The 24,664-nt window shown below is 70.2% G+C and carries 20 protein-coding genes; 9 read left to right on the top strand and 11 right to left on the bottom strand.

Annotated elements, in window-relative coordinates:
- The first annotated feature begins 72 nt into the window (after nucleotides 1-72).
- A complete protein-coding gene (locus tag N5079_RS04555) occupies nucleotides 73-900 on the top strand; it encodes a neutral zinc metallopeptidase (protein ID WP_261582118.1) in 828 nt (275 codons plus the stop codon).
- Nucleotides 901-921: 21 nt separating this feature from the next.
- Here N5079_RS04555 and N5079_RS04560 read toward each other — a convergent pair whose 3' ends face one another.
- The 5 genes from N5079_RS04560 to N5079_RS04580 all read right to left on the bottom strand — a co-directional run bounded on the left by N5079_RS04560 (nucleotide 922) and on the right by N5079_RS04580 (nucleotide 6,383).
- Nucleotides 922-2,124 (bottom strand): ROK family protein, encoded by a 1,203-nt coding sequence (locus N5079_RS04560; RefSeq protein WP_261582285.1) that lies wholly within the window; start codon nucleotides 2,122-2,124, stop codon nucleotides 922-924.
- 68 nt (nucleotides 2,125-2,192) lie between these two features.
- Complete coding sequence (locus N5079_RS04565) at nucleotides 2,193-3,440, bottom strand: sugar ABC transporter permease (RefSeq protein WP_261582119.1); 1,248 nt, start codon at nucleotides 3,438-3,440, stop codon at nucleotides 2,193-2,195.
- Nucleotides 3,437-4,213 carry an ATP-binding cassette domain-containing protein gene (locus tag N5079_RS04570; RefSeq protein WP_261582120.1) on the bottom strand — a complete coding sequence of 259 codons (777 nt, stop codon included), beginning with the start codon at nucleotides 4,211-4,213 and terminating at the stop codon, nucleotides 3,437-3,439. Before N5079_RS04570 ends, N5079_RS04565 begins: the two co-directional genes overlap by 4 nt.
- A 71-nt stretch (nucleotides 4,214-4,284) precedes the next feature.
- A complete protein-coding gene (locus N5079_RS04575; RefSeq protein ID WP_261582121.1) occupies nucleotides 4,285-5,403 on the bottom strand; it encodes a sugar ABC transporter substrate-binding protein in 1,119 nt (372 codons plus the stop codon).
- 254 nt (nucleotides 5,404-5,657) lie between these two features.
- On the bottom strand, nucleotides 5,658-6,383 hold the full coding sequence (locus tag N5079_RS04580; protein ID WP_261582122.1) for a sulfite exporter TauE/SafE family protein: 726 nt from the start codon (nucleotides 6,381-6,383) through the stop codon (nucleotides 5,658-5,660).
- 187 nt (nucleotides 6,384-6,570) lie between these two features.
- On the opposite strand from N5079_RS04580, the gene N5079_RS04585 reads away from it, so the two are divergent.
- Both N5079_RS04585 and N5079_RS04590 read left to right on the top strand, forming a co-directional pair.
- Nucleotides 6,571-6,888: a hypothetical protein gene (locus N5079_RS04585; protein ID WP_261582123.1), complete on the top strand. Its 318-nt coding sequence runs from the start codon at nucleotides 6,571-6,573 to the stop codon at nucleotides 6,886-6,888.
- The gene (locus N5079_RS04590; protein WP_261582124.1) at nucleotides 6,885-7,217 is read left to right on the top strand and encodes a type II toxin-antitoxin system PemK/MazF family toxin; all 333 of its coding nucleotides are present in this window, start codon (nucleotides 6,885-6,887) and stop codon (nucleotides 7,215-7,217) included. The genes N5079_RS04585 and N5079_RS04590 overlap by 4 nt, the downstream gene beginning before the upstream one ends.
- Before the next feature lie 51 nt (nucleotides 7,218-7,268).
- Here N5079_RS04590 and N5079_RS04595 read toward each other — a convergent pair whose 3' ends face one another.
- Together N5079_RS04595 and N5079_RS04600 are read right to left on the bottom strand one after the other, a co-directional pair.
- Nucleotides 7,269-10,067, bottom strand: a complete 2,799-nt coding sequence (locus tag N5079_RS04595; protein ID WP_261582126.1) for an aconitate hydratase — start codon at nucleotides 10,065-10,067, stop codon at nucleotides 7,269-7,271.
- Between the two features lie 360 nt (nucleotides 10,068-10,427).
- Nucleotides 10,428-11,150: a metal-dependent hydrolase gene (locus N5079_RS04600; protein ID WP_261582127.1), complete on the bottom strand. Its 723-nt coding sequence runs from the start codon at nucleotides 11,148-11,150 to the stop codon at nucleotides 10,428-10,430.
- Between the two features lie 325 nt (nucleotides 11,151-11,475).
- Between N5079_RS04600 and N5079_RS04605 the strand changes: the two genes are divergently transcribed.
- From N5079_RS04605 to N5079_RS04620, 4 genes are all read left to right on the top strand, one after another.
- The gene (locus tag N5079_RS04605; RefSeq protein ID WP_261582128.1) at nucleotides 11,476-12,264 is read left to right on the top strand and encodes a PadR family transcriptional regulator; all 789 of its coding nucleotides are present in this window, start codon (nucleotides 11,476-11,478) and stop codon (nucleotides 12,262-12,264) included.
- A gap of 32 nt (nucleotides 12,265-12,296) precedes the next feature.
- Nucleotides 12,297-12,950 (top strand): DUF1707 domain-containing protein, encoded by a 654-nt coding sequence (locus N5079_RS04610; protein ID WP_261582286.1) that lies wholly within the window; start codon nucleotides 12,297-12,299, stop codon nucleotides 12,948-12,950.
- A gap of 163 nt (nucleotides 12,951-13,113) precedes the next feature.
- The gene (locus N5079_RS04615) at nucleotides 13,114-14,238 is read left to right on the top strand and encodes a HesA/MoeB/ThiF family protein (RefSeq protein WP_261582129.1); all 1,125 of its coding nucleotides are present in this window, start codon (nucleotides 13,114-13,116) and stop codon (nucleotides 14,236-14,238) included.
- Nucleotides 14,239-14,806: 568 nt separating this feature from the next.
- Nucleotides 14,807-15,421, top strand: coding sequence for a DUF6879 family protein (locus N5079_RS04620; RefSeq protein ID WP_261582130.1), 615 nt, complete (start codon nucleotides 14,807-14,809; stop codon nucleotides 15,419-15,421).
- A gap of 179 nt (nucleotides 15,422-15,600) precedes the next feature.
- On the opposite strand, the gene mug is transcribed toward N5079_RS04620, so the two are convergent.
- Complete coding sequence (gene mug, locus N5079_RS04625; protein WP_261582131.1) at nucleotides 15,601-16,161, bottom strand: G/U mismatch-specific DNA glycosylase; 561 nt, start codon at nucleotides 16,159-16,161, stop codon at nucleotides 15,601-15,603.
- Between the two features lie 208 nt (nucleotides 16,162-16,369).
- Between mug and N5079_RS04630 the strand changes: the two genes are divergently transcribed.
- Nucleotides 16,370-17,776 (top strand): sugar porter family MFS transporter, encoded by a 1,407-nt coding sequence (locus tag N5079_RS04630; RefSeq protein ID WP_261582132.1) that lies wholly within the window; start codon nucleotides 16,370-16,372, stop codon nucleotides 17,774-17,776.
- Between the two features lie 25 nt (nucleotides 17,777-17,801).
- Here N5079_RS04630 and N5079_RS04635 read toward each other — a convergent pair whose 3' ends face one another.
- From N5079_RS04635 to N5079_RS04645, 3 genes are all read right to left on the bottom strand, one after another.
- The gene (locus N5079_RS04635) at nucleotides 17,802-20,459 is read right to left on the bottom strand and encodes a polynucleotide kinase-phosphatase (protein WP_410007743.1); all 2,658 of its coding nucleotides are present in this window, start codon (nucleotides 20,457-20,459) and stop codon (nucleotides 17,802-17,804) included.
- A gap of 223 nt (nucleotides 20,460-20,682) precedes the next feature.
- Complete coding sequence (locus N5079_RS04640; RefSeq protein WP_261582134.1) at nucleotides 20,683-22,332, bottom strand: 3' terminal RNA ribose 2'-O-methyltransferase Hen1; 1,650 nt, start codon at nucleotides 22,330-22,332, stop codon at nucleotides 20,683-20,685.
- Nucleotides 22,333-22,413: 81 nt separating this feature from the next.
- A complete protein-coding gene (locus N5079_RS04645; protein WP_261582135.1) occupies nucleotides 22,414-23,331 on the bottom strand; it encodes an LLM class F420-dependent oxidoreductase in 918 nt (305 codons plus the stop codon).
- Nucleotides 23,332-23,424: 93 nt separating this feature from the next.
- On the opposite strand from N5079_RS04645, the gene N5079_RS04650 reads away from it, so the two are divergent.
- Nucleotides 23,425-24,603, top strand: coding sequence for a hypothetical protein (locus N5079_RS04650; protein ID WP_261582136.1), 1,179 nt, complete (start codon nucleotides 23,425-23,427; stop codon nucleotides 24,601-24,603).
- Nucleotides 24,604-24,664: the final 61 nt, after the last annotated feature.

Here is a 24,664-nt window from a genome sequence, read left to right on the forward strand (position 1 = left end):
TTACATCTCGTTAGTTTTCGTCACGTTGCCACGCTTCCTGCCTGCCTCTCTTTGCGTTGGGGACGCTTACTCATGATCCGCACCAGGTTCCGCCCGATCGCCGTAGCGGTCGCCGCGGCCGCCACCGTCCTTTCCCTGTCCGGTACGGCCGCCGCCTCGGGCGCCACCGCCCCCCGGGTCTCAGGGGGGACCACCACCCGCGCGGCCACGCCGGTTCCGACGGGCAAGGCCGCGCTCACCCGGAACCCCATTTACAAGACCGGCCAGTTCGACTTCACCGAGTGCAAGGAGCTGGACCGCCGCCCGGACGACGTCGACTCCTACAAGATCTACCTGGACCACCTGCTCGACTGCCTCAACCTCTCGTGGGCGGAGGAGTTCCGGCAGGCCGGGCTGTCGTTCGCCAAGCCGAAGGTCCGGTACATCACCAGCGCCGTCAAGACGGGCTGCGGCAAGTATCCGGCGCCGTACGCCGCGGGGATCTACTGCCAGGCCGACAAGACGATGTGGATCCTCATCTACAAGCAGCAGCTCGCCGACCCGTCGGAGTTCGAGCTGTTCGATGTGATCGCCCACGAGTACGGACACTACGTCCAGGACCGCGTCGGCATCCTCCGAGCCATGGACAAGCTGGCGCCCCACTTCGGCACGGCCAAGTTCTACGCCCTGAACCGGCGGGTCGAGCTCCAGGCCGAGTGCTTCTCCGGCGCGTTCATCGGCAGCATCTGGCACTCCCTCGGACGCGACCAGTTCGACTGGGACGACCTGCTGGACTACACGTCCGGCGACAAGTTCCACGGCAAGCGGAAGAACATCATCTACTGGGCCACGCGCGGCTGGAACGGCAACGGCCCGAGCGTGTGCAACACCTTCACCGCCCCGGCGTCCAAGGTCGCCTGACGCGCTCACACACAGCGGGGATCACGGCGCGAATCGCGCCAGGACCTCCAGGGGGTCGGCGAGCACCTGGGCGAAGGCCAGCTCGGCGGCCCCCATCAGGGTCGCGTCGTCCCCCAGCACGGACGTGCGCAGCCGGAGGCGCTCCCGTGACGCGGCGAGCGTCACGGTGTTGATCCGGCTGCGCACCTGGGCGGCCGACCCGAGGTACAGCTCCCTGAGCATGCCGCCGAAGACGACCATCTCGGGGTTGAAGACGTTGACGAGGTTGGCGACGCCCAGGCCGAGCCAGTCGCCGACGCGCTGAAGGGCCTCCTGGGCCACCACGTCGCCCCGGTCGGCGGCGTCCACCACGGCCCGCACGCCGTCCCTTCCGATGGCCTCGCCGTACCGGCCCGCGTGCTCCATCAGGGCCCGCTCCCCCACCTCGGCCTCCAGGCAGCCGCGCGACCCGCAGCCGCAGGGGCGCCCGCCGAGGTTGACCACCATGTGGCCGACCTCGCCGCCGTATCCGGCGAAGCCGCCGAGCAACTGGCCGTTCACCACGATGCCACCGCCGATGCCGACGTCGCCGTGCAGATAGATGAGGTCGCGGCAGCCCATGCCGATGCCCCGCGTGTGCTCCGCGAGGGCGCCCAGGTTGGCGTCGTTGCCCACCGCCACGGGCAGGCCCAGCGCGAGCTTCCTGGACAGCTCGTCGCCGAAGGGTCCCTCTTCCAGGCCGATGTTGGGCCCGATCCTGACGACGCCGTCCGACTTGCGCACCGCGCCGCAGAACGCCGCCGCCGCCCCCACGCAGACCGTGTCGGCGCGGGTCTTGCGGTGCATCTGCCGGGCGAACCCGGCCAGCATGCCGACGACCTCGGCCATGTCGAACGGTCCGCGCTGCCGTACGGCCTCGCGGCGGTCGAGGATCACGCCGCCGAGGCCGATGCGCGCGGCGGCCACCCGGTCCACGCCCACGTCGAAGGCGAGCACGTAGACCCGGGCCGACTCGGGCCGCACCACCAGGGACGGGCGACCCGCCCGCCCGGTGTCCCTGGGGAGCTCCTCCCTGACGAGGCCCACGGCCGTCAGGTCGGCGGTGAGCGCCATGATGGTGCTGCGGTTCAGCCCCATGAGGGTGGTCAGCTCCGCCCGGGAGGTCGGCCCTCCCAGGTGGACGTGGCGGAGCAGGGTGCCGAGGTTGTGCTTGCGGATCTCCTCCTGTGAGGGACCTGCGCGCATCATGGAGCCAGCCTCGGCTTTCCTGGGGGGTCAGGGGTCGGGGACACCCTACTGTGATCCGGCGTAGATCACCGTCGTCCGGTGGCGGCAGCCCGTTTCCTGGACAGGGCGTCCACGCCCGCGGCCAGCAGCAGCACCGAACCGGTGACGACGTACTTCACGCCCGCGCTGTAGCCCATCAGGCCCATGCCGTTCTGGATGACGGCCACGACGGCCCCGCCCAGCACTGCGTCGAGGGCGCGGCCCTTGCCGCCGAACAGGCTGGTGCCGCCGATGACGGCCGCGCCCACGGCGAACAGCAGCACGTCGCTGCCGCCGGTGTTCGGGTCGACCGAGTTGGCGCGGGACGCGGCGATGATGCCGCCGATCGACGCCATGAACGAGCAGATGACGAACGCGGAGATGCGGATCCCGTCGACGTTGATACCGGCCCGGCGCGAGGCCTCGGCGTTGCCGCCCACCGCGTACACGTGCCGGCCGTACCTTGTGCGGTGCAGGACGAACGTCCACACGAGCAGAAGGACGACGATCACCGGGACCACGATCGGCACGCCCTTGAGCGACACGATCAGCTCGTTGCGGCTGCGCTCCAGGTTCAGCACGTAGACCGCCACGCCCGCGATCACGGCGAGCGCCGCCACGCGGAAGATGATCAGAATGAGCGGGTCGGCGACCAGGCCACGGGCACTGCGCCGGCGGGCCTTCACGAACTGGATGGCGGCGTAGGCGGCCACGCCCGCGATCACGGCGACCCAGCTGACCACCGGCGGAACGTTGTTGTTCGCGATGGCCAGGATCGTCTCGTCGCGGATCGAGATGTTCGTGCCGCCCTTGACCAGGAGCAGCAGCACGCCCTGGAAGGCGAGGAACGCCGCCAGCGTGACGACGAAGGACGGGATCCCGAGCTTGGCGACCAGCGTGCCGAGGACCGTGCCGATGATGGCGCCGGTCAGCATCGAGGCCCCGACCGCGGCGTACCAGGGCCAGCCCTCGTTGGTGAGCAGGACCGCGAGCACCGCCGCGCAGACGCCGCTGGCGAAGCCCGCCGACAGGTCGATCTCGCCCAGCAGCAGCACGAAGATCAGGCCCATCGCGATGACGGTGACCGCGGCGCCCTGTGTGAACAGGTTGGCGAAGTTCACCGGCGACAGGAAGGCCGGGCGCAGGACCGAGAAGACCACGCACAGCACGACGAGGCCGAAGACCGCGGGCAGGGCCCCGAGCTCGCCGCCGCGCACCCGCTCGACGTAGCCCTTCACGTGGACGCCGATCGCGGACTCGGAGGTGCTCCGCTCCGGGAGCGTTTCCGTCGTCATGATGCCGCTCCGTTGCCGTTCCTGAGGCCGAGCTCCCCGCTGCGCCCGGAGGTGATGAGTTCCACGACCTGCGAGTGAGTCACGTCGGAGGTCCTGACCTGGGCGGCCATCCGCCCGAGATAGAGGGCCGCGATCCGGTCGGACACGGCGAAGACGTCGTTCATGTTGTGCGAGATGAGTACCACGGCGAGTCCGTTGTCGGCCAGTCGTCGGACGAGCTCCAGGACCTGGGCGGTCTGCGCGACGCCGAGCGCGGCCGTCGGCTCGTCGAGGATGACGACCTTGCTGTTCCACAGGACGGCCTTGGCGATCGCCACGGTCTGCCGCTGGCCGCCGGAGAGGCTGGAGACCTGCTGGCGGAGCGACTTCACCGTCCGGACCGACAGGCCGGCCAGCGTCTTGGCCGCCATCTCCTCCATCATGGCCTCGTCCAGGACCAGGCCGCTCGTGCGCTCGCGGCCGAGGAACATGTTCTGCACGATGTCGAGGTTGTCGCAGAGCGCGAGGTCCTGGTAGACGATCTCGACGCCGAGCGCCGCCGCGTCCCTCGGCCCGTTCACCTGGACCTTCTCGCCCTCGAAGAAGTACTCGCCGGCGTCGATCGGGTGGATCCCGCCGATGCACTTGACGAGCGTGGACTTGCCGGCGCCGTTGTCGCCGACCAGTGCTGTCACCTCTCCTGGGTACACCGAGAAGGCGACGTCGTGAAGGACCTGCACGGGACCGAAGCTCTTGTCGATGCCGCGCAGTTCCAGGACCGGTCCCTGGGACACGATGGGCTACTCCGTTGAAGAAGGGGGCCGGTACGGCTTGCCGCGCCGTACCGGCCCGTAGGGGAAGGGGCTTAGCTGATGCCGGCCTTGGCACACTTGTCGGCGAAGTCGCCGGTGCACAGCTCGTCCTTGGCGACGAACCCGTCGGCCACGACATCCTTCACGTTGTCGAAGTAGATCGGCTGCGGGTCGAGCAGAACCGCGGGCACGTCCCGGCCACTCTGGGTGTCCTTGACCGTCGCGGTCGCGGCCGGCTTCTCACCCTTGGCCAGGGCGATCGCGAGCTGCGACGTGGCGTCGGCCTCCTTCTTGATCGCCTTGTAGACCGTCATGCACTGGTCGCCGGCGAGGATGTTCTGCAGGCCCTGCACGGTGGCGTCCTGACCGGTGACCGGGACCTTGCCGTTGAGCTTCTGCTTCTTCAGCACGGCGATGGCGGCGTTGCCGAGGCCGTCGTTCGCGGCGAGCACGCCGCCGATCTTCGGCTCCTGGGTCAGCATCTGCTCGAAGATCGTGCCGGCCTGGGCGTTGTCCCAGTCCGGGACCGACTGGTCCGGGCCCTTCTTGTACTCGCCGGAGTCGTACTTCGGCTTGAGCACGCCGTCGTAGCCGTTCTTGAACAGCGTGGCGTTGTTGTCGGTCGGCGAGCCGTTCAGCTCGGCGATGATCGGCTTGTCGGCCTTGTTGTCGGTCAGGCACTTCGCCAGGCCCTCGCCCTGCAGCGTGCCGACCTTGGTGTTGTCGAACGACACGTAGTAGGAGGCGCTGCCGCCCAGCGTCAGGCGGTCGTAGTCGATCGTCGCGACGCCCTGCGACTTGGCCTTGTCCAGGACGGCCTTGCCGGTGCCGCTGTCCAGGTTCACGATCACCAGCACGGTCGCGCCGTTCGTGATCATCTGGTCGGCGATGGTCTGGAAGGCGGTCTTGTCGCCCTGGGCGTTCTGGATGTCCGACTGCACGCCGGCCGCGTCGAACGCCTCCTTGAGGTACTTCCGGTCAGCGGTCTCCCACCGGGCCGACGACTTGCTGTCCGGGAGGATGACGCCGATCTTGCCGGGCTTGGCGGCCGGCGCGGACGACGAGGCGCCGGCGCCCTGGGCAGTGGTGTCACCGCTCTCGCCCCCGCAGGCGGTGAGACCGAAGGAAAGCGCCGCGGCGGCGGCACCGATGCTGAGGATCCCCTTGCGCATTGGGCGTGGGTCCTTTCTCTGGCTGGGGGTCTATGAGGGAAGTACGGCCGAGCTCGTCGCGATCTCAGAAGTCGGCATGCGATCGCGGGTGACGTGGCCGTCCGGTACGGCAGAGCCGGGTCACGGCCATCACCGCTCCAGGGAATGTTGTTTGAGACAACGTAAGCCAGAAGTCATGGTGGTGATAGACACAGGAAGGTAACGTTTGTTGTCCGCGGTAACAATGACGAAACGGCGGCTTAATCGGTCTTGGCTCAATGGGCGAGGCTCTGGCCGATGAGCGCGCAGGCGGAAAGGGCGGCGACTCCCAGCACGGCGGCGCGGACCCGGCCGCCGTCGAGGTAGCGGCGCAGCGGACCGGAGACGGCGTACCCGAGGATCACGAAGGGGATCAGCGCCGCCCCGGTCCCGAGAGTCCTGACGGGCAGTTTTCCGACGAAGGCCAGGATGCCGAGCGACTGCACGGCACCGAGGAAGAAGAACATCGCCAGGGTGGCCCGGATCTGCGGGCCCTTCGCGCTCTGGTAGACGAGGCCCATGGGCGGCCCGCCGATGCCCGTCGCGGTGCCCGTGATCCCGGAGATGAACCCTGCCGCTGTGAGGGTGCCGCCGTTCCGCGGCAGCGACACCGCCCTGGCGGTCAGCACGACCGCGATCACGACCATCACGCCGATGAGCACGCCGAGGACGCGCGTGCTCACATAGACCACGACGAACCCGCCGATGACACTGCCCGGCAGCCTGCCCAGTACGGCGAAGCCGAGGCCGCGCCAGTCCACCCGGCGCCATTCGGCCGCCAGCGTGAACAACGGGAGCGTCGCGTTGACGACCTGCACGGCGCCGGGCATGACGGTGGGGTCGAGCAGCGTGAGCAGGGGCGAGGCGACCAGCCCGAGCCCGAACCCCACACCGCCTTGCACGACCGCCCCGGTGAAGACGGCCAATCCCGCTATGAGCAGCGATATCGCGTCATGAGTCATGGCCGCAGACCCTAACGGCCCGCCATCCCTGGCCCGAAACGGGTTATCCGCCACCGCCGGGAACGAGAAAGCCAGACAATCACCGACAGTAACGGAAAGTTGTTGCGAGAGTAATCGGCCGTCCCTAAACTTCCAGATGAGGACATGGCATAGACCGCTTTGTAGACCCCAACGTAGCCTCGCCTGTATGAGCACCGAGCCGAAGCACGAGGCGAAGCACACGACGATCCGGGTCAGCATCGTTACTCGCGACAAGATCGCGGAAATCGCCAAACAGGAAGGCAGACCCATGACCGCAGTGATCGACAGCGCCGTCGCCGACTACGAGCACAAGAAGTTCTGGCAGACGGTGCGCCAGCAGATCGAACGAACACAGCGAGAAGACCCCGAGGGCTGGGCCGACTACCTCGCGGAGGTCGAGGTGCTCCAAGGGCCGCCCTCCGCCAGCCTCCGCCTCGCGCCCGAGTGGGAGGGCCTCATCGATTTCCCCGAAGGAGAGGGATGAAAGCGTCTCAGGGAGACATCTGGTTCGCCGATTTCGGCGAACCGGTCGGCCGAGAGCAGGGGTACGCGCGCCCCGCACTGGTCATCAGCAACGACGCCTACAACACGGCGGGATTCGGCCTTGTCATCGCGGCGCCGCTGACAACCCGTGATCGCGGATGGAGCAACCACGTAGAGGTTCCCCTCGGGGGCACCGGCCTGCGCACGACCAGCTGGGTGATGGTCCAGCAGGTCAGGTCTCTCTCCACGATGCGGATGAAAGCACGGCTGGGCCAGGCTCCCGATCACGTCCTGGACAAAGTGCTCACGCTGCTGGAGCAGATGCTTTGAAGTCCGAGCCGCCCCAGGGATCGGGGCCCGGGGCGGCTCAGGCTCCGGGCGTCAGCTCTTGGCGAGCAGGGAGCGCAGGACGTACTGCATGATGCCGCCGTGGCGGTAGTAGTCGGCCTCTCCCGGGGTGTCGATCCGGACGACGGCCTGGAACTCGATGTCACCGGCCCGCACGGTCACGGTGGCGGGCGTCGCGCCCTTGTTGAGCTCCTCGATTCCGGTGATGTCGAACGTCTCCCCGCCGGTGAGGCCCAGCGAGGCGGCCGTCTGGCCCTCCGGGAACTGGAGCGGCAGCACGCCCATGCCGATCAGGTTCGACCGGTGGATGCGCTCGTAGGACTCGGCGATGACGGCGCGGACGCCGAGCAGCGCGGTGCCCTTGGCGGCCCAGTCACGGGACGACCCCGAGCCGTACTCCTTACCCGCCAGGACGACGAGCGGGATGCCGCCGGCCTGGTAGTTCTGCGACGCGTCGTAGATGAACGACTGCTCCCCGCCGTTGGTGAAGTCCCGGGTGAACCCGCCCTCCACGCCGTCGAGCAGCAGGTTCTTCAGCCGGATGTTGGCGAAGGTGCCGCGGATCATGACCTCGTGGTTGCCCCGGCGGGAGCCGTACGAGTTGAAGTCCTTGACCTCGACGCCGTTCTCGCGCAGGTAGCGACCGGCCGGGGAGTCCGGCTTGATCGAACCGGCGGGCGAGATATGGTCGGTCGTGACCGAGTCGCCGAGCAGGGCCAGCACCCGGGCGCCGGAGATGTCCGACACCGGCTCCGGCGTGGCGGGCATGCCGTCGAAGTACGGCGCCTTGCGCACGTAGGTCGAGGCGGGGTCCCACTCGAAGGTGTTGCCGGTCGGGATCGGCAGGGACTGCCAGTTCTCGTCGCCCTTGAACACGTCGGCGTAGTCCCGCAGGAACATGTCCTGGCCGATGGACTCGGCCACCACGGAGGCGACCTCCTCCGGCGAGGGCCAGATGTCCTTGAGGAACACCGGCTGACCGTCGGCGCCCGCGCCGAGCGGCTCGTTGTTGAGGTCGATGTCCATCGTCCCGGCCAGCGCGTACGCCACGACGAGCGGCGGCGAGGCGAGGTAGTTCATCTTGACGTCCGGGTTGATCCGGCCTTCGAAGTTGCGGTTACCGGACAGCACCGCGGTCACCGCGAGGTCGGCGGACTGGATCGCCTCGGAGATCTCCGGCTCCAGCGGGCCGGAGTTGCCGATGCAGGTCGTGCAGCCGTAGCCGACCAGGTTGAAGCCGAGCTTGTCGAGGTAGGGCGTGAGCCCGGAACGCTCGAAGTAGCCGGTGACGACCTGGGAGCCCGGAGCGAGTGAGGTCTTCACCCACGGCTTGCGGGTCAGGCCCCTGTCCACGGCGTTCTTGGCGAGCAGGGCCGCGCCGAGCATGACGTACGGGTTCGAGGTGTTGGTGCACGAGGTGATCGCGGCGATCGTCACGACGCCGTGATCGATCCCGAACGACGTGCCGTCCGCCAGCGTGACCGGGGTCGGCTTGTGCGGCCGGCGGCCGTTCAGGTGGGCGGCGTGCGGGACGTCGCCGTTGCCGCTGTGCGAGATCGCCGGGGAGTCGGACGCGGGGAACGACTCGGCGGACGCCTCGTCGGCCGGGCCCTGGATGCTGTCGCCCGGGGCGTAGTCGCGGACGGCCGCGCGCCAGGCCTGCTTTGCGTCGGCGAGCGCGATGCGGTCCTGCGGCCGCTTCGGACCGGCGATCGACGGGACGACCGTGGCGAGGTCGAGCTCGATGTACTCCGAGAAGACCGGCTCGGGCGCCGAGGGGTCGAGCCAGAGTCCCTGCTCCTTGGCGTACGCCTCGACGAGCGCGACCTGCTCCGCGGGGCGGCCGGTGAGCGTGAGGTAGTCGATCGTCTGCCCGTCGATCGGGAAGATCGCGCAGGTCGAGCCGAACTCGGGGCTCATGTTGCCGATCGTGGCGCGGTTGGCCAGCGGCACGCTGGAGACGCCCTCGCCGTAGAACTCGACGAACTTCCCGACGACGCCGTGCTTGCGCAGCATCTCGGTGATCGTGAGCACGAGGTCGGTGGCCGTCGCGCCGGCGGGCAGCTTGCCGGTCAGCTTGAAGCCGACCACACGCGGGATCAGCATGGAGATCGGCTGGCCGAGCATCGCGGCCTCGGCCTCGATGCCGCCGACGCCCCAGCCGAGGACGCCGATGCCGTTCTCCATGGTGGTGTGCGAGTCGGTCCCGACGCAGGTGTCCGGGTAGGCGGCCAACGCTGCCTTGCCGTCCTTTTCGACGCTTCGCGTCATGACCACGCGGGCCAGGTGCTCGATGTTGACCTGGTGCACGATGCCGGTGCCCGGCGGGACGACCTTGAACTCGTCGAAAGCCGTCTGGCCCCAGCGCAGGAACTGGTAGCGCTCGCGGTTGCGCTCGTACTCCCGCTCGACGTTGCGGGCGAAGGAGTCCGGGTGGCCGAAGTAGTCGACGATGACGGAGTGGTCGATGACCATCTCGGCCGGGGCGAGCGGGTTGATCCTGGCGGGGTCGCCGCCGAGGTCGCGGACGGCCTCGCGCATGGTGGCGAGGTCGACGACGCAGGGCACGCCGGTGAAGTCCTGCATGATCACGCGCGCCGGGGTGAACTGGATCTCCACGCTCGGCGCCGCGTTCGGGTCCCAGTCGCCGACGGCGCGGATGTGGTCGGCGGTGATGTTCGCGCCGTCCTCGGTGCGGAGCAGGTTCTCCAGCAGGATCTTCAAGCTGTACGGGAGGCGCGCGGACCCCTCGACGGCGTCCAGCCGGTAGATCTCGTACGACGCCTCACCGACGCGCAGCGTGTCACGGCTGCCGAAGCTGTTCGCGGACACGAAGTTCGCCTCCCCAACTTTCCGGGCTTGTCAAAAGTTCGCGTATGCATCCTGCCGCACCTTAGGAACACTCAAGGCAGTTAGGCTGACCTAAGTCGGCGGATGTCTCGACATCAAGATATCCCGATGGTTATCTCGACATCAAGTTACTCAGGAGTAGGTGCTCGGCCGACACGTCCCCACCGGGAAAAAGCGGATTTTTCCGCGTTCATTCTTTCGGGCCGGCGTTTCCGCGCCCGGATTCGGCGCGGACGGGCGCGGACCGAGGCAGACGGGCGCGGACCGAGGCGGACGGGCGCGGAACCCACGCGAAACCCACGCCGAACCCGCCGCCGGACCCACGCCGTCCGGCCCGGGTGCTCAGGCGGGCATGAGCCGCAGGCAGAGTAAGACCAGCACGGCGACCGAGAGGACGGGCCCGAGGATCTGCTTCTCGAACGTCTTCCCCGTCTTGATCCCGATGTCGAACGGCAGGAGCCACCGCCCCTTGATGGGCCACAGCACCGGGCAGCCGCGCTCGGTCAGGCAGTCGCCGATGACGTGCACCAGGCAGCCGACGCCTATGGCGAACCCGAGCCAGGAGTAGGTCACGCCCATCATGTGGAAGGTGACGAACAGGCCGGCCGTCAGCGCCATGTTGACGAGCGCGGAGGTGATCGTGTGTCCCGGCACCCCGATCCCGACGGCGCGCAGCGCCAGCCCGATCATCAACACGACCATGATGTCGCGCCCGATCGGGTAGCGCTGGACCAGCAGATGGGTGCCGACGCCGGCGAACACCGCGAACAGCAGTGAGTGGGTGGCGTGCCTGTGCCCGCCGCTGACGAAGTTGACGCCCTTGCTGAGCAGCCACGTCGCCGGGCCGAAGGTCTGCGCGATGGTGGCGCTGGGATGGTCGAGATCGGGCAGCATGGCGGCGCCGGCGCAGATGACCGCCCCCGCGACCAACTCGGGCGGGGTCAGCACGGTCCCTGTCACGGTCGCGAGCTCCGGATGCGCCAGGATCCCCGGGAGGGCCATCAGGGCCGGCGTGACCGCGAGCCACACCGCGGCCCCGCTGAGAGCGTGCGAATGCCCCATCATGACAAGATCACGCCGGAGACTGTACGGCAAAGCACCGACAAAATGCTCGAACCATGCGGCGTGTCGCGGGGGGCCACCGGGAGCTGACAGCCGAGAGCCGGGAGCTGGGAACGCAAAAGACGGGACCGTTCCGCTCCAAGAGCACCCCCCAGCCCTCTCAGAGCAGAACGCTCCCGTCCTGCTGGTCATAACGCGCCGGTCTCGGGCCATGTTCCCGTCTCGGGAAAGTTTCGCGTGATGTGTGTCACTATCGGCGGCGGCTTGTCAGTAGAATGTTCTCGATATATCTTTGAGCCATCAAGAACGTTTCAGCAAGGGGGACGACATGACGATCTACGCCATGGGAGGGCCCTGGGGCTTCTCAGACAGGCGCCCTCCCGCCGACAGCCGCCGCCAAATGCGGCGAGCACTGCACGCCAGTTTTCTCAAGGGGGCCGCGATGTGGCAGCACCACTCGGATGAAGAGCACGACCACCACGGCCACGGCATCCACCACGGCATCCAAGGCCAAGAAGGGCCGCACGAGCGCCGGCACAGGGGCGGCCCTCGGGGGCGCGGCCCGTGGGGCGGCCCGGGCGGAGGCGGCTTCGGGCCCGGCGGGCCGTTCGGTCCGGGAGGCTTCCCCTTCGGGGGCCGCGGCTTCCGGATGGGCCGCAAGGCCAAGCGCGGCGACGTACGCGCGGCCATCCTCGCGCTGCTGGGCGAGGAGCCGCGCAACGGCTACCAGATCATCCAGGAGATCGCGGCGCGCAGCGAGGGAGGCTGGAAGCCGAGCCCCGGCGCGGTCTACCCCGCCCTGCAGCAGCTCACCGACGAGGGCCTGGTCCGCGCCGAGGAGACGGACGGCCGCAAGACCTTCCAGCTCACGGAGGCCGGCCGCGCGTACGTCGCGGAGCACCCGGACGAGGTCCGCGCGCCCTGGGAGGACATGACGCCCGACATCGGGGACAACGTCCACGAGCTGTTCGCCCTGTCCCGCCAGGCCGCGTCCGCCCTGTTCCAGATCGCGCAGGCCGGCACGGACGGCCAGATCAAGCAGGCCAAGCAGGTGCTGACCGAGACCCGGCGCAAGCTCTACCAGATCCTCGCCGACGGCGACCCCTCCGACGAGTAGTGAAAGAGGGACGAGGACGAGGAGTGACGGACATGGTCTCCCGCGACGATCTGCGGATCGGCGACCAGGAGCGTGACGAGGTGACCCGGGTTCTGCACGACGCGTTCGCGCAGGGCCGGATCACCCGTGACGAGCTCGACGACCGCCTCGACGCGGTCTTCGCCGCGCGCACCGCCGGCGACCTGCGACGGGTCACGGCCGACCTGCCCGGGGCGTACGGCTCGGACGATGCCCACGACCTGCGGGGCCCGCACGGCTCTCGCCAGGCGCACGGCCTCCCGGGAGCGTACGGCTCCGCCCGCCCGATCGGTGGCCCGTTCGGCCCGCCGTTCGGTGGCCCGGGCCTGTCCGGAGCTCCGTACGGCATGCCGTACGGAGCCGGTGGGTGGCAGTGGCCCGGAGGCCGGGGTGACCTGGCGATGCGGGGCCGGCACGTGGCCGAGTCGCGGCGGGCCTACGCGCGCCGTGCTCGCGGGGGCGGGCCCCGGGTGGTGCCGCTCGTCCTGGCGGCGCTGGTCGTCGCCGCCCTCGTCTCCGGCACGGCATGGCCGCTGTTCGCCGCGGTCAAGCTGCTGTTGTTCGGTGCGCTGATCATGGCCGTGGCGGGCCTGGTCCGCCACCGCCGCGGGCACGGTCACCGGCGTGGCGGGTGGCACCACCACCATCGCCGCGGAATTGGGTCTTGAACAACGCGGCGACAGATGAGATGTGTCGTGCGGAACCGGTCACGGTCCGCAGCCCGGCACTCACTCCAACCGGCGCGGCCACGGTTCTGAACGCGTGACTACGAGCAGACGGCGGGACGGAATCCCCGTCCCGCCTGCCGTTTCGCGAGGGGGGCCGGGACAGGTGCTGTTGCCACGGGTCAAGCAGAAGCACGAGCCGTTCAGGTTCGAGGACGGCACGGTGCGGATCGGGGGCGAGATCTACGGATTGGCCACCGAGATCACCGACCCGCTGGGCGGCGCGTGGGCGGCGCTGACGCTCATGGACGGCACGCGCACGCCCGACGACATCGCCGGGGTCATGTGCCGCTCCCTTCCTGGCGTCTCGATGGCCGAGGCGCGGGACATCGTCCGCGCGCTGATCGCCTCGGGCCATGTGGAGGACGCGTCGGCACAGGTCCCCGAGGAGCTGAGCGAGCCCGAGCGGGAAAGGTACGGCAGGAGCCAGGCATTCTTCCATCGGGTCGATCTGACGCCGCGCGACCATTGCTGGGAGGCGCAGCTCCGCCTCAAGCGGGCCCGCGTCGTGGTGATCGGCCTCGGCGGCACCGGCAGCCACGCCGCCTGGGCGCTGGCGGCGTCCGGCGTGGGCCGCCTGCATTGCGTCGACGCGGACGTGGTGGAGCTGTCGAACCTCAACCGCCAGGTGCTCTACACCGAGGCCGACATCGGCGGCTCGAAGGTCGAGGCCGCGGTGGCCGCGTTGCGGCGGGTGAACAGCGAGATCGAGGTCACGGGCGAGCGCCGCATGATCGGGAGCGAGCCCGAACTGGCCGCCCTGCTGGATGACTGCGACGTGCTGGCGCTGTGCGCCGACGAGCCGCGCGGGCAGGGCATCCGGATCTGGGCGAACCGGGCCTGCGCCGCCGCCGGGGTCCCGTGGGTCGGCGGCGGGTACAACGGGCCGCTGGTCACCGTGGGGGCGTTCACCCGCGGACGGGGAGCCTGCTTCGAATGCCTCTCCGAGGGGGAGGCGCGCCGCCGGCGACCCGGCCTCCCCGTGGACCTGGGAGGACCCGGCGTGGTCGCCGCCTCGGCCGGCATCTCGGGCCATCTGGTCGCCCATGCGGTGATCTCCCTGATCACCGGAGTGCCGGAACCGGCCACGGGAACGGTCGCCGGGATCAACCTCATCGCCCCCGACCATCACGTCTGGGTCCGCCATCCGCCCCGCCCGGAATGCCCGGTGTGCGGGGGCTCCAGCGGTGCGGGACTCCAGGAGGAGCAGCCCGGCGGTTTTGGGCCTTGACCGGTCAAGTCAGCCGCATGATGATCGGCCTGTTTTCTCGCGCGAGGTCCGACCCGGCCGATCGGCTGATGGGGCGCATGTCGTCACCCTGCCGCGCCGCGGTGATCTCCCTGTACGGCGAGGCGGAGGGACCTGCTCCCGTTCTTCGACCGCGAGGTGGCCCCGCTCCGGCCGCCGGAGCACCTCCTGCCTCGCCGTACGGGATTTGGGTCTTGACCGGAGATCGGCGGCGGCGAACCATCGACGTGTCGCCCTCGGGGGAAACGCGTGCGGCCGTGCGGAGAACGGGGCCATGACGGTGCCCACAACGCATCCGACAACGGAGGGTGAGATGGACCCAGCCGAGGCGGAGCCAGAGGCGCAGCACGAGGCCGAACGACAGGCCACGGTGAAAATCCTGATCAGAAGGCTGGACACGACGGAGACGACGGTGTGCAGTAACTCAACTGGGAACTGACAGCACGACGTTCGCGAAAGACGAAGGCGCGCGCGAGGTTCCACGATCCGGGCTGGACCTTTGACGTGCGGGTCCGACCAACGATTTCGGCGTACGCCGGAGGAGGCCCTCATGCCCGGAGAGGCGATCGAACACGTCAGGCAGACCGCGGGAGAGATCCTGGCGGCGGCCGATTACCTGACGGAATTCTACGAACGCTTCCAGCGCGTGGAAGGCGTGGTGTGGAAACTGGAACGCGCCCAGCACTTCCACGAGCCGGACGTGCCCAGCTGGGCCGCGCTGATGGAGGGCGACTGGAACCGCGCCCTCGCCCTGATGGAGAAGATGCGGTTCACCGACGACCTGCCGCCACACGTCGAGCTCCGGCGCCTGCGGATCGTCGACACGCCGCTCACGCCGTACATGCAGTGGGAGATCGTCCTCCTGGCGGCGCGCACCCGCGCGGGCGAGCGCGCGAGAGCGCTGGATGCGGCCGCCGTACGACATCTGGAGCGGGCGGCCCCGCTTCCCGAACTACTGATCCTCGGCCCGGACCTGATGTACGAGATCCTCTACGACCAGATCGGCGCTCACATCGGAGGACGGCGGATCACCGACCCGCGCGTCATCGAGCCCTGCGTCCGCGTCCTGGCCGACCTGTACGGCAGGGCGGAAGGGATGCTCGGTTACTACGAGCGGGAGGTCGCACCGCTCCCCCCGCCCGAGATCAGCCGGATCTCCACCTGAGCGGCCCGGGGCTCACCCGGCTCGCCGGCCGCGTACGGCTCACCGGTTCACCGCGGTGGACCGCAGCCCGGCGCGACCCGGACGAGCCCTTCACCGACGTCGTCTGGTGGGTGAACCAGGACTGCTGGCACCACGGCGCCGGGATCGCCCTCCTGCGCGATCTCTACCGCGCCACGGGGTCATCGTCGGCGGCGCGGTAGGGACTCGATCGCCCGGCGCAGCGAGGCGAACTCCTCCGCGAGCCGGTCAAGCTGATACGCGGCGTTGAGCCCACTGGGGTTGGGGAGGACCCACAGGGCCGCGTCGCCGATCATGTCGTCCTGCGGGCCGATCCCGGCCCGTGGGCGACCGAAGGCGACCCGGTAGGCCGACACCCCGGCCACGGCCAGCGTCCGGGGCCCGGTCTCCTCGACGAGCCGCGCCAGCCGTACACCGCCCGCACGGATCTCCTCCGCCGACAACTCGTCGGCCCGTGCGGTCGCCCGGGGGACGATGTTCGTGATGCCGAGGCCGTACGACGGGAGCAGATGCTGCTCGCTCGGCGCGAGCCTGCGGGGAACGAAGCCCGACAGGTGCAGCGCGGGCCAGAACCGGTTGCCGGGCCGGGCGAAGTGGTGGCCGGTGGCCGCGGAGTAGAGACTGGGGTTGATCCCGCAGAACAGCACTTCGAGACCGGGGCCGAGCACGTCGTCGATCGTCGTGCCTCTGGCCGCCTCGAGGTCGGCCCTGGTCGGATTCATGGCCAGATGCTAATGCCGTCTCGCCCGTCCCTTCCTGTCCGCCCTCGCCCCGTCGCGCCACTCGCCGGGCGGATGCACTCGCGGGCCGGGGCGCTCGCGGGTCGGGGCGCTCGCGAGTCCGCGCGCTCGCGGGTCGGGGCACTCGCCGGGTGGGGCACCGGCGGCGTTCGGGGCGCACAAGGCCGGGTAAGGACCGTCCGGGGGATCGATGGACGGCGTGCGGGACTCCGCCGCGCACCACAGGCTCGGCCAGGTCGTCTTCATCGCGGGCGCGGCGGCGCTCGGCGGCTTCCTGTTCGGCTATGACAGCGCGGTGATCAACGGCGCGGTCACCGGCATCCGGAGCCGGTTCGCAGTCGGCGCCTTCGCGATCGGGCTGACGGTGTCGTCGGCCCTCCTGGGCTCGGCGCTCGGCGCGTGGGTGGCGGGGCGCCTCGCCGACCGGGCGGGGCGGCTCCGCGTGATGCGCCTGGCGGCCGTGCTGTTCGCGGTCGGCTCGATCGGATCCGGCCTGGCCTTCTCCATCTGGGATCTGGCGGCGTGGCGCGTCCTCGGCGGCGTGGCCATCGGCATGGCGTCGGTGATCGGCCCGGCCTACATCGCCGAGGTGGCTCCGGCGGCCTACAGGGGCCGGCTCGGCTCGTTCCAGCAGCTCGCGATCGTGCTTGGCATCGCGGTGTCCCAGCTCGTCGACTACGTCCTCGCGGAGGCGGCGGGCGGTGACGTGCGAGGCCCGCTGGCCGGATTCGAGGCCTGGCGCTGGATGCTGATCGTCTGCGCGGTCCCGGCGACGATCTATCTGCTGCTGGCGCTGGCCATTCCCGAGTCGCCGCGGTTCCTCATCGCGATGGGGCGCCCGGCCGCGGCGCGGCGGATTCTGGCCGTCATCGAAGGGCCCGGCGTTGACCTGGACGCGCGGATCGCCGAGATCCAGGCCGTGCTGCGGGGCGAGCGGCGGCCGCGCTTCGCCGACCTGCGCCGGGCCGGGCGCGGCCTGCTGCCCGTCGTCTGGGCCGGCATCGCGCTGTCGGCGTTCCAGCAGTTCGTGGGCATCAACGTGATCTTCTACTACTCGTCGGCCCTGTGGCAGTCGGTCGGGCTGAGCGTGAGCCGGTCGTTGCTGATCAGCTTCTCGACGTCCGTCATCAACATCGTGGGGACGCTCATCGCGATCGCCCTCGTCGACCGGGCCGGTCGCAAGCCGCTGCTCCTGGCCGGCTCCATCGGCATGGCGGTGTCGCTCGCCACCGCCGCGTGGGCGTTCAGCTCGGCGGTACGAACGGGCGGGACCGTCCGCATGCCCAGCCCGCAGGGCCTGGTGGCGCTCCTCGCGGCGCACGTGTTCGTGCTGTTCTTCGCGCTGTCGTGGGGCGTGGTGGTCTGGGTGCTGCTCGGGGAGATGTTCCCGAACAGGATCCGCGCCGCCGCGCTCGGAGTCGCCGCGGCGGCGCAGTGGATCGCCAACTGGCTGGTCACCGTGTCGTTTCCCACCCTCGGGGCGTGGAACCTGCCGCTGACCTACGCGATGTACGCCTGCTTCGCCGTCCTCTCGGGCGCTTTCGTCGTCGCGTTCATCCGCGAGACGAAGGGCCGCGCCCTGGAGGAGATGGGATAAGGGGGCGAGGAGATGGGATGAGGCCTCACAGCCGGGGGTCCACGGGCTCGGACTCCAGCGCGAGAACGGCGAAGACCGCCTCGTGGACCCGCCAGAGCGGGTCTCCCTCGGCCAGCCGGGTGAGCGCCTCAAGACCGAGAGCTTGCTCTCGCAGTGCAAGCGAGCGCTTCTTGCCGGGGAAGCGCCGCCGCAGCACATCGAGCGACTCGGTGTAGTCCGGGCCGTAGATGATCCTCAGGTACTCCCGCCCGCGCACCTTGATCCCCGGCTGCACCCGGCTTCTCCTGACCCCTGGCGTCCCTTCCGCCGTCGGGTCACCCGGCACGGGCTCTCCTGAGAGCAGCGGGTCGCCCGAGAGCGCGGGCGCACCCTGCTGACCGGACGCACCCTGCTGACCGGACGCACCCTGCTGACCGGGCACAGCCTGCTGACCGGGCACAGCCTGTGAACCGGGAAGACCAGGCAGACCGGGCGCGGCGGGCAGCGGATCGGCGGGCTTGACGACCATGCCCTCGCCTCCCTCCGCCGTCAGCGCCGACCACCACTCCACGGCCGCGGCCCGCTCCTCCTCCGAGTCGAGGGAGACGAACACGTGCCTGGTCGGGGTGATGATGTCCGACTCCAGGCGGCCGAGCAGGTCCAGATGCCAGGCGTGCGGCTCCCCCACCGCCGTGGCCCGGCCCTCACAGGCCAGAATCTGGAACGGCGCGAGCCGTACACCGTCGAGACCGGAAACCGGCCAGCAATAGCGCGCATAGGCGTCGCGGAAGCGGGCAGCATTTCCCGCACGGCGTCGGGCGTGGTCCAGCTGACCGCCTACATCCAGGCCGCGCCCGGCCGCCGTCTCCAGCGCCCGGATCACCTCGGGCAGCGCCGCCGCGGCCGCCGCCCCCACCGAGGCGTACTGGTCGCGGATCAGCCCCTCCGCCTTCGCCGACCAGGGCAGCAGCTCGCAGTCGAGCACCACCCAGTCCGACCGCAGCCCCTCCCAGAGTGGGCTCACCGCGTCCCGCAGCCGGTCGACCAGCTCCGCGGTCAGGTCGTCGAAGAAGGGACGCCCGGTTCGCGTGTAGACGGTCCCCACCGAGCCGTCCGTCACCCCGAACCGCCTGGCCGCCGCCTCGGGAGTCCTGGCCAGTACGGCTATCGCCCGCGAGCCCATGTGCTTCTCCTCGCACACGACGCGGGACACTCCGGCCCTGGCGAACTCTTCGAACGCCTCGGCCGGGTGCTCCAGGTAGCCATCGAGCGAGGAGGTCTCCGGCGGGGCCATCGTCGGCGGGAGGTAGACCAGCCAGCGGGGGTCCACGGCGAACCGGCTCATGATCTCCAGAGCCGCCCGCGAGTTCTCCTCGGCGATCTTGATGCGCCCGCCGTACCTCGTCTCGACGTATCGGGTGCCGTCCACGTCGCCGATGTCGAGGACGCCGGGATCGCGGGCCGCCGACGAGGTGAGCGGACGGACCGGCTCGTACCACATCTTCTCGGCCGGGACGGAGACGAGCCGGCGCTCGGGGTAGCGGAGCGCGGTCAGCCTCCCTCCGAAGACCACTCCGGTGTCCAGGCAGATCGTGTTGTTGACCCACTCGGGCTCGGGAATCGGCGTGTGGCCGTAAACGACCATGGCGCGGCCCCGGTAGTCGTTGGCCCACGGGTACCGGACCGGCAGGCCGTACTCGTCGGTCTCCCCCGTGGTGTCACCGTACAAGGCGAAGGCGCGGACCCGGCCGGACGCCCGCCCGTGGTAGGCCTCCTTGAGCCCCGCGTGGGCGACCACGAGCCTGCCGCCGTCGAGCCGGTAGTGGCTGATGAGGCCGTCCATGAACGCCCTGGCGGCGGTCCGGAACTCCTCCGGCTCGGCGGCGAACTGCTCCAGCGACCGCTCGAGACCGTGGGCCACCCTGACCTTGCGGCCGTCGAGCGCCCGGACGAGCTTCTGCTCGTGGTTCCCGGACACGCACAGCGCGGTGCCGGCCGCGACCATGCCCATGACGAGCCGGAGCACGCCCGGCGTGTCGGGGCCGCGGTCGACGAGGTCGCCGACGAACACCGCCGTCCGGCCCTCGGGGTGGACCGCCCCCGTGGGCGTCACCTCCCAGCCGAGGTCGCGCAGCAGGGTCTCCAGCTCGGATCTGCACCCGTGGACGTCGCCGATGATGTCGAAGGGCCCGGTGAGGTCGGTCCGGTCCGTCCACGCCTTCTCGTACGTGATGACGGCGTCGGCGATGTCGTCGCCGCGCAGCACGTGGACCCGGCGGAAGCCGTCCTTGCTGATCTTGCTGAGAGAGCGCCGCAGGTCCTTGCGCTGACGCGTGATGACGTGCGCCCCGAAGGGCCGGTCCGGCCTGGCGGCGTTGCGGGCGATCGCCACCTCCTCCGGCACGTCGAGCACGATCGCGTCGGCGAGCACGTCATGGCTCCGGGCCAGTTCGATCAGCTTCTTACGAGCCTCCCACTGGACGTTGGTGGCGTCGACGACCGTGAGCAGTCCGCGCCGGAGCCGGGTGCCGACGATGTGGTGCAGCAGGTCGAAGGCGTCCGGCGTGGCGGCCTGGTCGGTCTCGTCGTCGGACACCAGACCCCGGCAGAAGTCCGAGGAGATGACCTGGGTCGGCCGGAAGTGCTTCGCCGCGAAGGTCGACTTCCCGCTGCCGGAGATGCCGACGAGCACCACGAGCGACATCCCCGGCACGCTCACCTCCACCGCCCGCCCCGCGTGATCATGCACAAGTTCCTCCAGATGACCCGCTACCTGCCCACATCGATTTGGTGATCATGCACACCCTCCCCGCCATCCCCGTTCACCTCGAAAGACGTCACTCGTGATCATGCACTTAGGTCTCCACTGCCAGATCACGAAAAGAGTTTCCGCAGGCAGGGGGCCGTACGCGGGAACCCGTGCATGATCACGCGCCACGAAGGCTCCGGTCATCGCCCAGCTCCGGAACCTGTGCATGATCACGCGCTGCGCGCGCTATGGAGGTGAACACGGCCATCTGGGTCGGCGGGCCGACCTCGGGGTCGTCCTCGCCCACCGGCCGGAAATCCACCTGGTATCCGTACGTCTCGCCGACCCCCGCGGCCCACTCCGCGAACTCGGCCCGAGTCCACTCGAACCGGTGGTCCGGGTGCCGTCGCGCCGCCGGGCCGCCCTTCTCGGGTGCCAGGAACTCGTACCTGATGTTGTGCTCCACGTTGGGCGTGGTGACGATCACGTGGGCCGGCCTGGCCACGCCGAACACCACCCGCTCCAGCGCGGGCAACCTCGGCGGGTCGACGTGCTCGACGACCTCCATCAGCACGGCGGCGTCATATCCGGCGAACCGGGCATCGGTGTAGGTCAGCGACCCCTGAAACAGCTCCAGCCGTGCTCGCTTGGCCTCCGGCATCCTGTCGAGCTTGAGCCTGCGCGCCGCGAGAGCGAGTGCGTGCGCCGACACGTCCACCCCTGTGACCTTGGCGAACGCGGGCCCGCTCAGCAGCGCGGACACCAGTTGCCCGGAGCCGCACCCGAGGTCGATCACCGTACGAACGCCGATCTCCTCCAGGACCGACACGACCGCCTCGCGGCGCAGGACGTTCAGCGGAACCCTCCGCTCGTCCTCAGCGGCGGCCGCGGCGGCGTCCCCCATCGGCCGCTCCGCTGCTTGCCTGATCGGCTCTCCGGCGGACGCGTCCCCGATCGGCGGCCCGGCTACCTCGTCCCCCGTCGGCTTCTCGGCTGCGTGAGCCTCGGCGGACGTGCCCACGGGCTCCTCGCCCGCCGGCAGGTCCAGCGGCTCCTCCTCGACGGGCGGCTCCAGGGCCTCCTCGACGTCGTCCCCCACCTCGGCGAGGCGCGCGAAAGCCGTACGGGCCAGTGCCCGTCGGCGGCCGAGGTAGCGGCGGGCGATCAGCGGCTTCTCCGGGTGGGCGGCCAGCCAGCCCTCCCCCGCGCGGATGAGCTTGTCGACCTCGTCATCGGCCACCCAGTAGTGCTTGGCGTCGTCCAGCACCGGCAGCAGCACGTAGAGGTGGTTGAGCGCGTCGGCCAGCCGCACTTCTCCCCGCAGTGTCAGCCGTACATAGCGGGAGTCTCCCCACTCGGGGAACGCCTCATCCAGCGGTACGGCTGACGCCTCCACCTGCCAGCCAAGAGGCTCGAACAGCCGATGCGCGAGGTCCGCGCCGCCCCGGCAGGGCAGCGCGGGCAGGCAGAGCTCCAGCGGAATCGGACGGTCGGCGAGCTCCTGCCGGGATGCACACCGCCCGGCCCGTGCCGTACGGAACACGTCGGCGAGAGTCACCGCCAGCAGCGAGGACGCGGCGTACGGCCGGTCGTTGACGTACTGCCCGAGCGAGAAGTCGGGGGACGACTTCCCGCGCGAGCGTACGAGCCGGACCGGATCGACCTCCAGGAGCAGGGCGGCCGTGCACCGGTCCTCCCCCGCCTCGGGATAGAAGACCGTGGCCGTGCCGAACGACTGGCCGAACTCCCGCACCCGGTCGGGATGCTTGTGCAGGAGGAAGCCGAGATCCGTGGCAGGCCGTACGGTGGTCGAAATGGTGAGGAGCACCCCGAAAGTGTGACGGACGCCTGATTTGCCCGCCAGCGAAATAAGGGGCGCCGGTGCAGCCGACCGCGCGTATCGGGATGCTCAGACGTGCGGCAGGACCTCGGCCGCGATCAGCTCCAGGTGGTCGAGGTCGGCGAGGTCGAGCACCTGGAGGTAGATCCGCTCGGCGCCGAGCTCGGCGAACTTGCCGATCTTGTCCACGATCTCCTCGGGGGTTCCCACGAGACCGCCGGCCCGAAGCCGCGCGATGTCCTCGCCGATGGCCTCAGCACGCCTGGCGACCTCCGCGTCGTCCCTTCCCACGCAGACCGTCTGGGCGGCCGACAGCAGGATCGAGCCGCGCCCCGCCTCCTCGCAGGCCTCCCGCACCCGGTCGTAGGCGACCCCGGTGTCCTCCAGGCCGCGGAACGGGACGTTGTACTCGTCCGCGAACCGGGCGACCAGCCTCGGCGTCCGCTTCGCGCCGGTGCCCCCCATGATGATCGGCGGGCGGGGCCGCTGCACCGGCTTGGGCAGAGCCGGAGAATCCACCAGCCGGTAGTGCCGGCCCTCGAACGAGAACGGCTTGGTCGCCGCCCAGAGGCCGGTCACGATCTCCAACTGCTCCTCGAGGCGCTCGAACCGCTCGCCGACCGGCGGGAACGGGATGCCGTACGCCAGGTGCTCGTCGTCGAACCAGCCGGCGCCCAGGCCGAGCTCGACCCGCCCGCCGCTCATCTGGTCGACGCCCGCCACGCTTATCGCGAGCGGTCCGGGAAGCCTGAAGGTCGCGGGGGTCACCAGCGTCCCGAGGCGGATGCGCGAGGTCTCCCGCGCGAGGCCGGCCAGGGTCACCCACGCGTCATTCGCACCCGGGCCGGGGTCGCCCGCCCCGATCCGCATGTAGTGGTCGGAGCGGAAGAACGCGTCGAACCCGAGCCGCTCGGTCGCCTGGGCCACCGCGAGCAGGTCGTCGTACGTCGATCCCTGCTGCGGCTCCGTGAAGATCCTTAACTTCATCTGCCCATTATCGCCTCTGCCGTCGCGGGTGATTGCTAAAGTTCAAGCCTCGTGTGCGCAACGTAGTCGCAAGACAGCGGAGGGTGGTGAACGGTGGAGTCGGCACGGCACGCCCGCGAAGCGGGAACCCCGCCCCGATCCCTCGTGCTGCTGGGAGCTCTGACGCTTGTCACGGGCACCGGCCTCGCCCTCTGGCTGCTTCCATCCACCATTCGGGCCGACTGGGGCTCCCCCGCTGGGCTCAAGCCCGCCGAGTCCCTCGTGGCCGCCCACCCCGTGGTCGCGGTCCGTACGGCGAGGCCGCCGACCGGCCCGGCCGCCCGTCAGTCCGCCGCCGCCAGACCCCCGACCGCGGTCACAGCCACATCTACGGTCACATCCTCGGCAGCCGCCTCCGCCGAGCCCCCGGCGGGCCGCTTCGGGTCGCCTGAGCGCGTGCGGACGAGCCACCCTTCCGGCTACATGGGGTTCGTCGACGCCATGGGCAATCCCCGGTTCGACCTGTCTACGAGCGCCCGGCGCACCGGCGTCCACTGGTACACCATCGGCCACCTCACCGCGGGCCCGGACGGCTGCACGCCGAAATGGGGCGGCGTCATGGAGCAGGGCCGCAACCCGGTCGCCAACCGGCTCGGCCGTCTCCGGGCCCAAGGCGGGGACGCCGGGCTCTCGTTCGGAGGGCCGGCCGGCCCCGAGCTGTCGTCCACGTGTACGAGCCAGACCCGCCTGATGGCGTCCTACCGGCGAGTGATCGGCGCCTTCGACCCGGCCGGGATCGACTTCGAGGTTCGCGACTCCGCCGACACGGCCGCCACCGGGCGCCGCGCGGCGGCCATCGCGCAACTCCAGCGGGAGGCCCGGGACAGGGGCCGCCCGCTGGAGGTCACCTTCACCCTTCCCGCGACCGAGTACGGCCTGGCCCCCGCCGACACCGGCATGCTGCGGGCCACCCGCGCGGCGGGAGCCGAGATCGACACGGTCAACCTGCTCGTATCGTTCGTGCCAGGCTCCCCCGACAACATGCGCCGTCTGCTCGCCGCGGCGAAGTCGGCGCACAGCCAGGTCGGGGAGGCCCTCGGCCTGACCGGCCAGCCAGGCTGGCAGCGGATGGCTCTCACTCCGGTGATCGTGAATCCGGAGGACCTGACCGTGGCCGAGGCCCAGCACCTCGTCGGCTTCCGCTCGAAGACCGATCTCGCCTGGCTCTCAGTCCGGGGCGCCCGGCCGGCCGACGCCGTGATCCAGCTCCTCACCTCGTCTCCGATCTCCTGAGTCCGCTCCCGCCCTTGGACCACCCCTTAGACCACGCCTTAGACCACGCCGCCCGGCAGGC

The organism is Planotetraspora sp. A-T 1434 (genome assembly GCF_025420585.1).
Lineage (GTDB): Bacteria > Actinomycetota > Actinomycetes > Streptosporangiales > Streptosporangiaceae > JAOEGB01.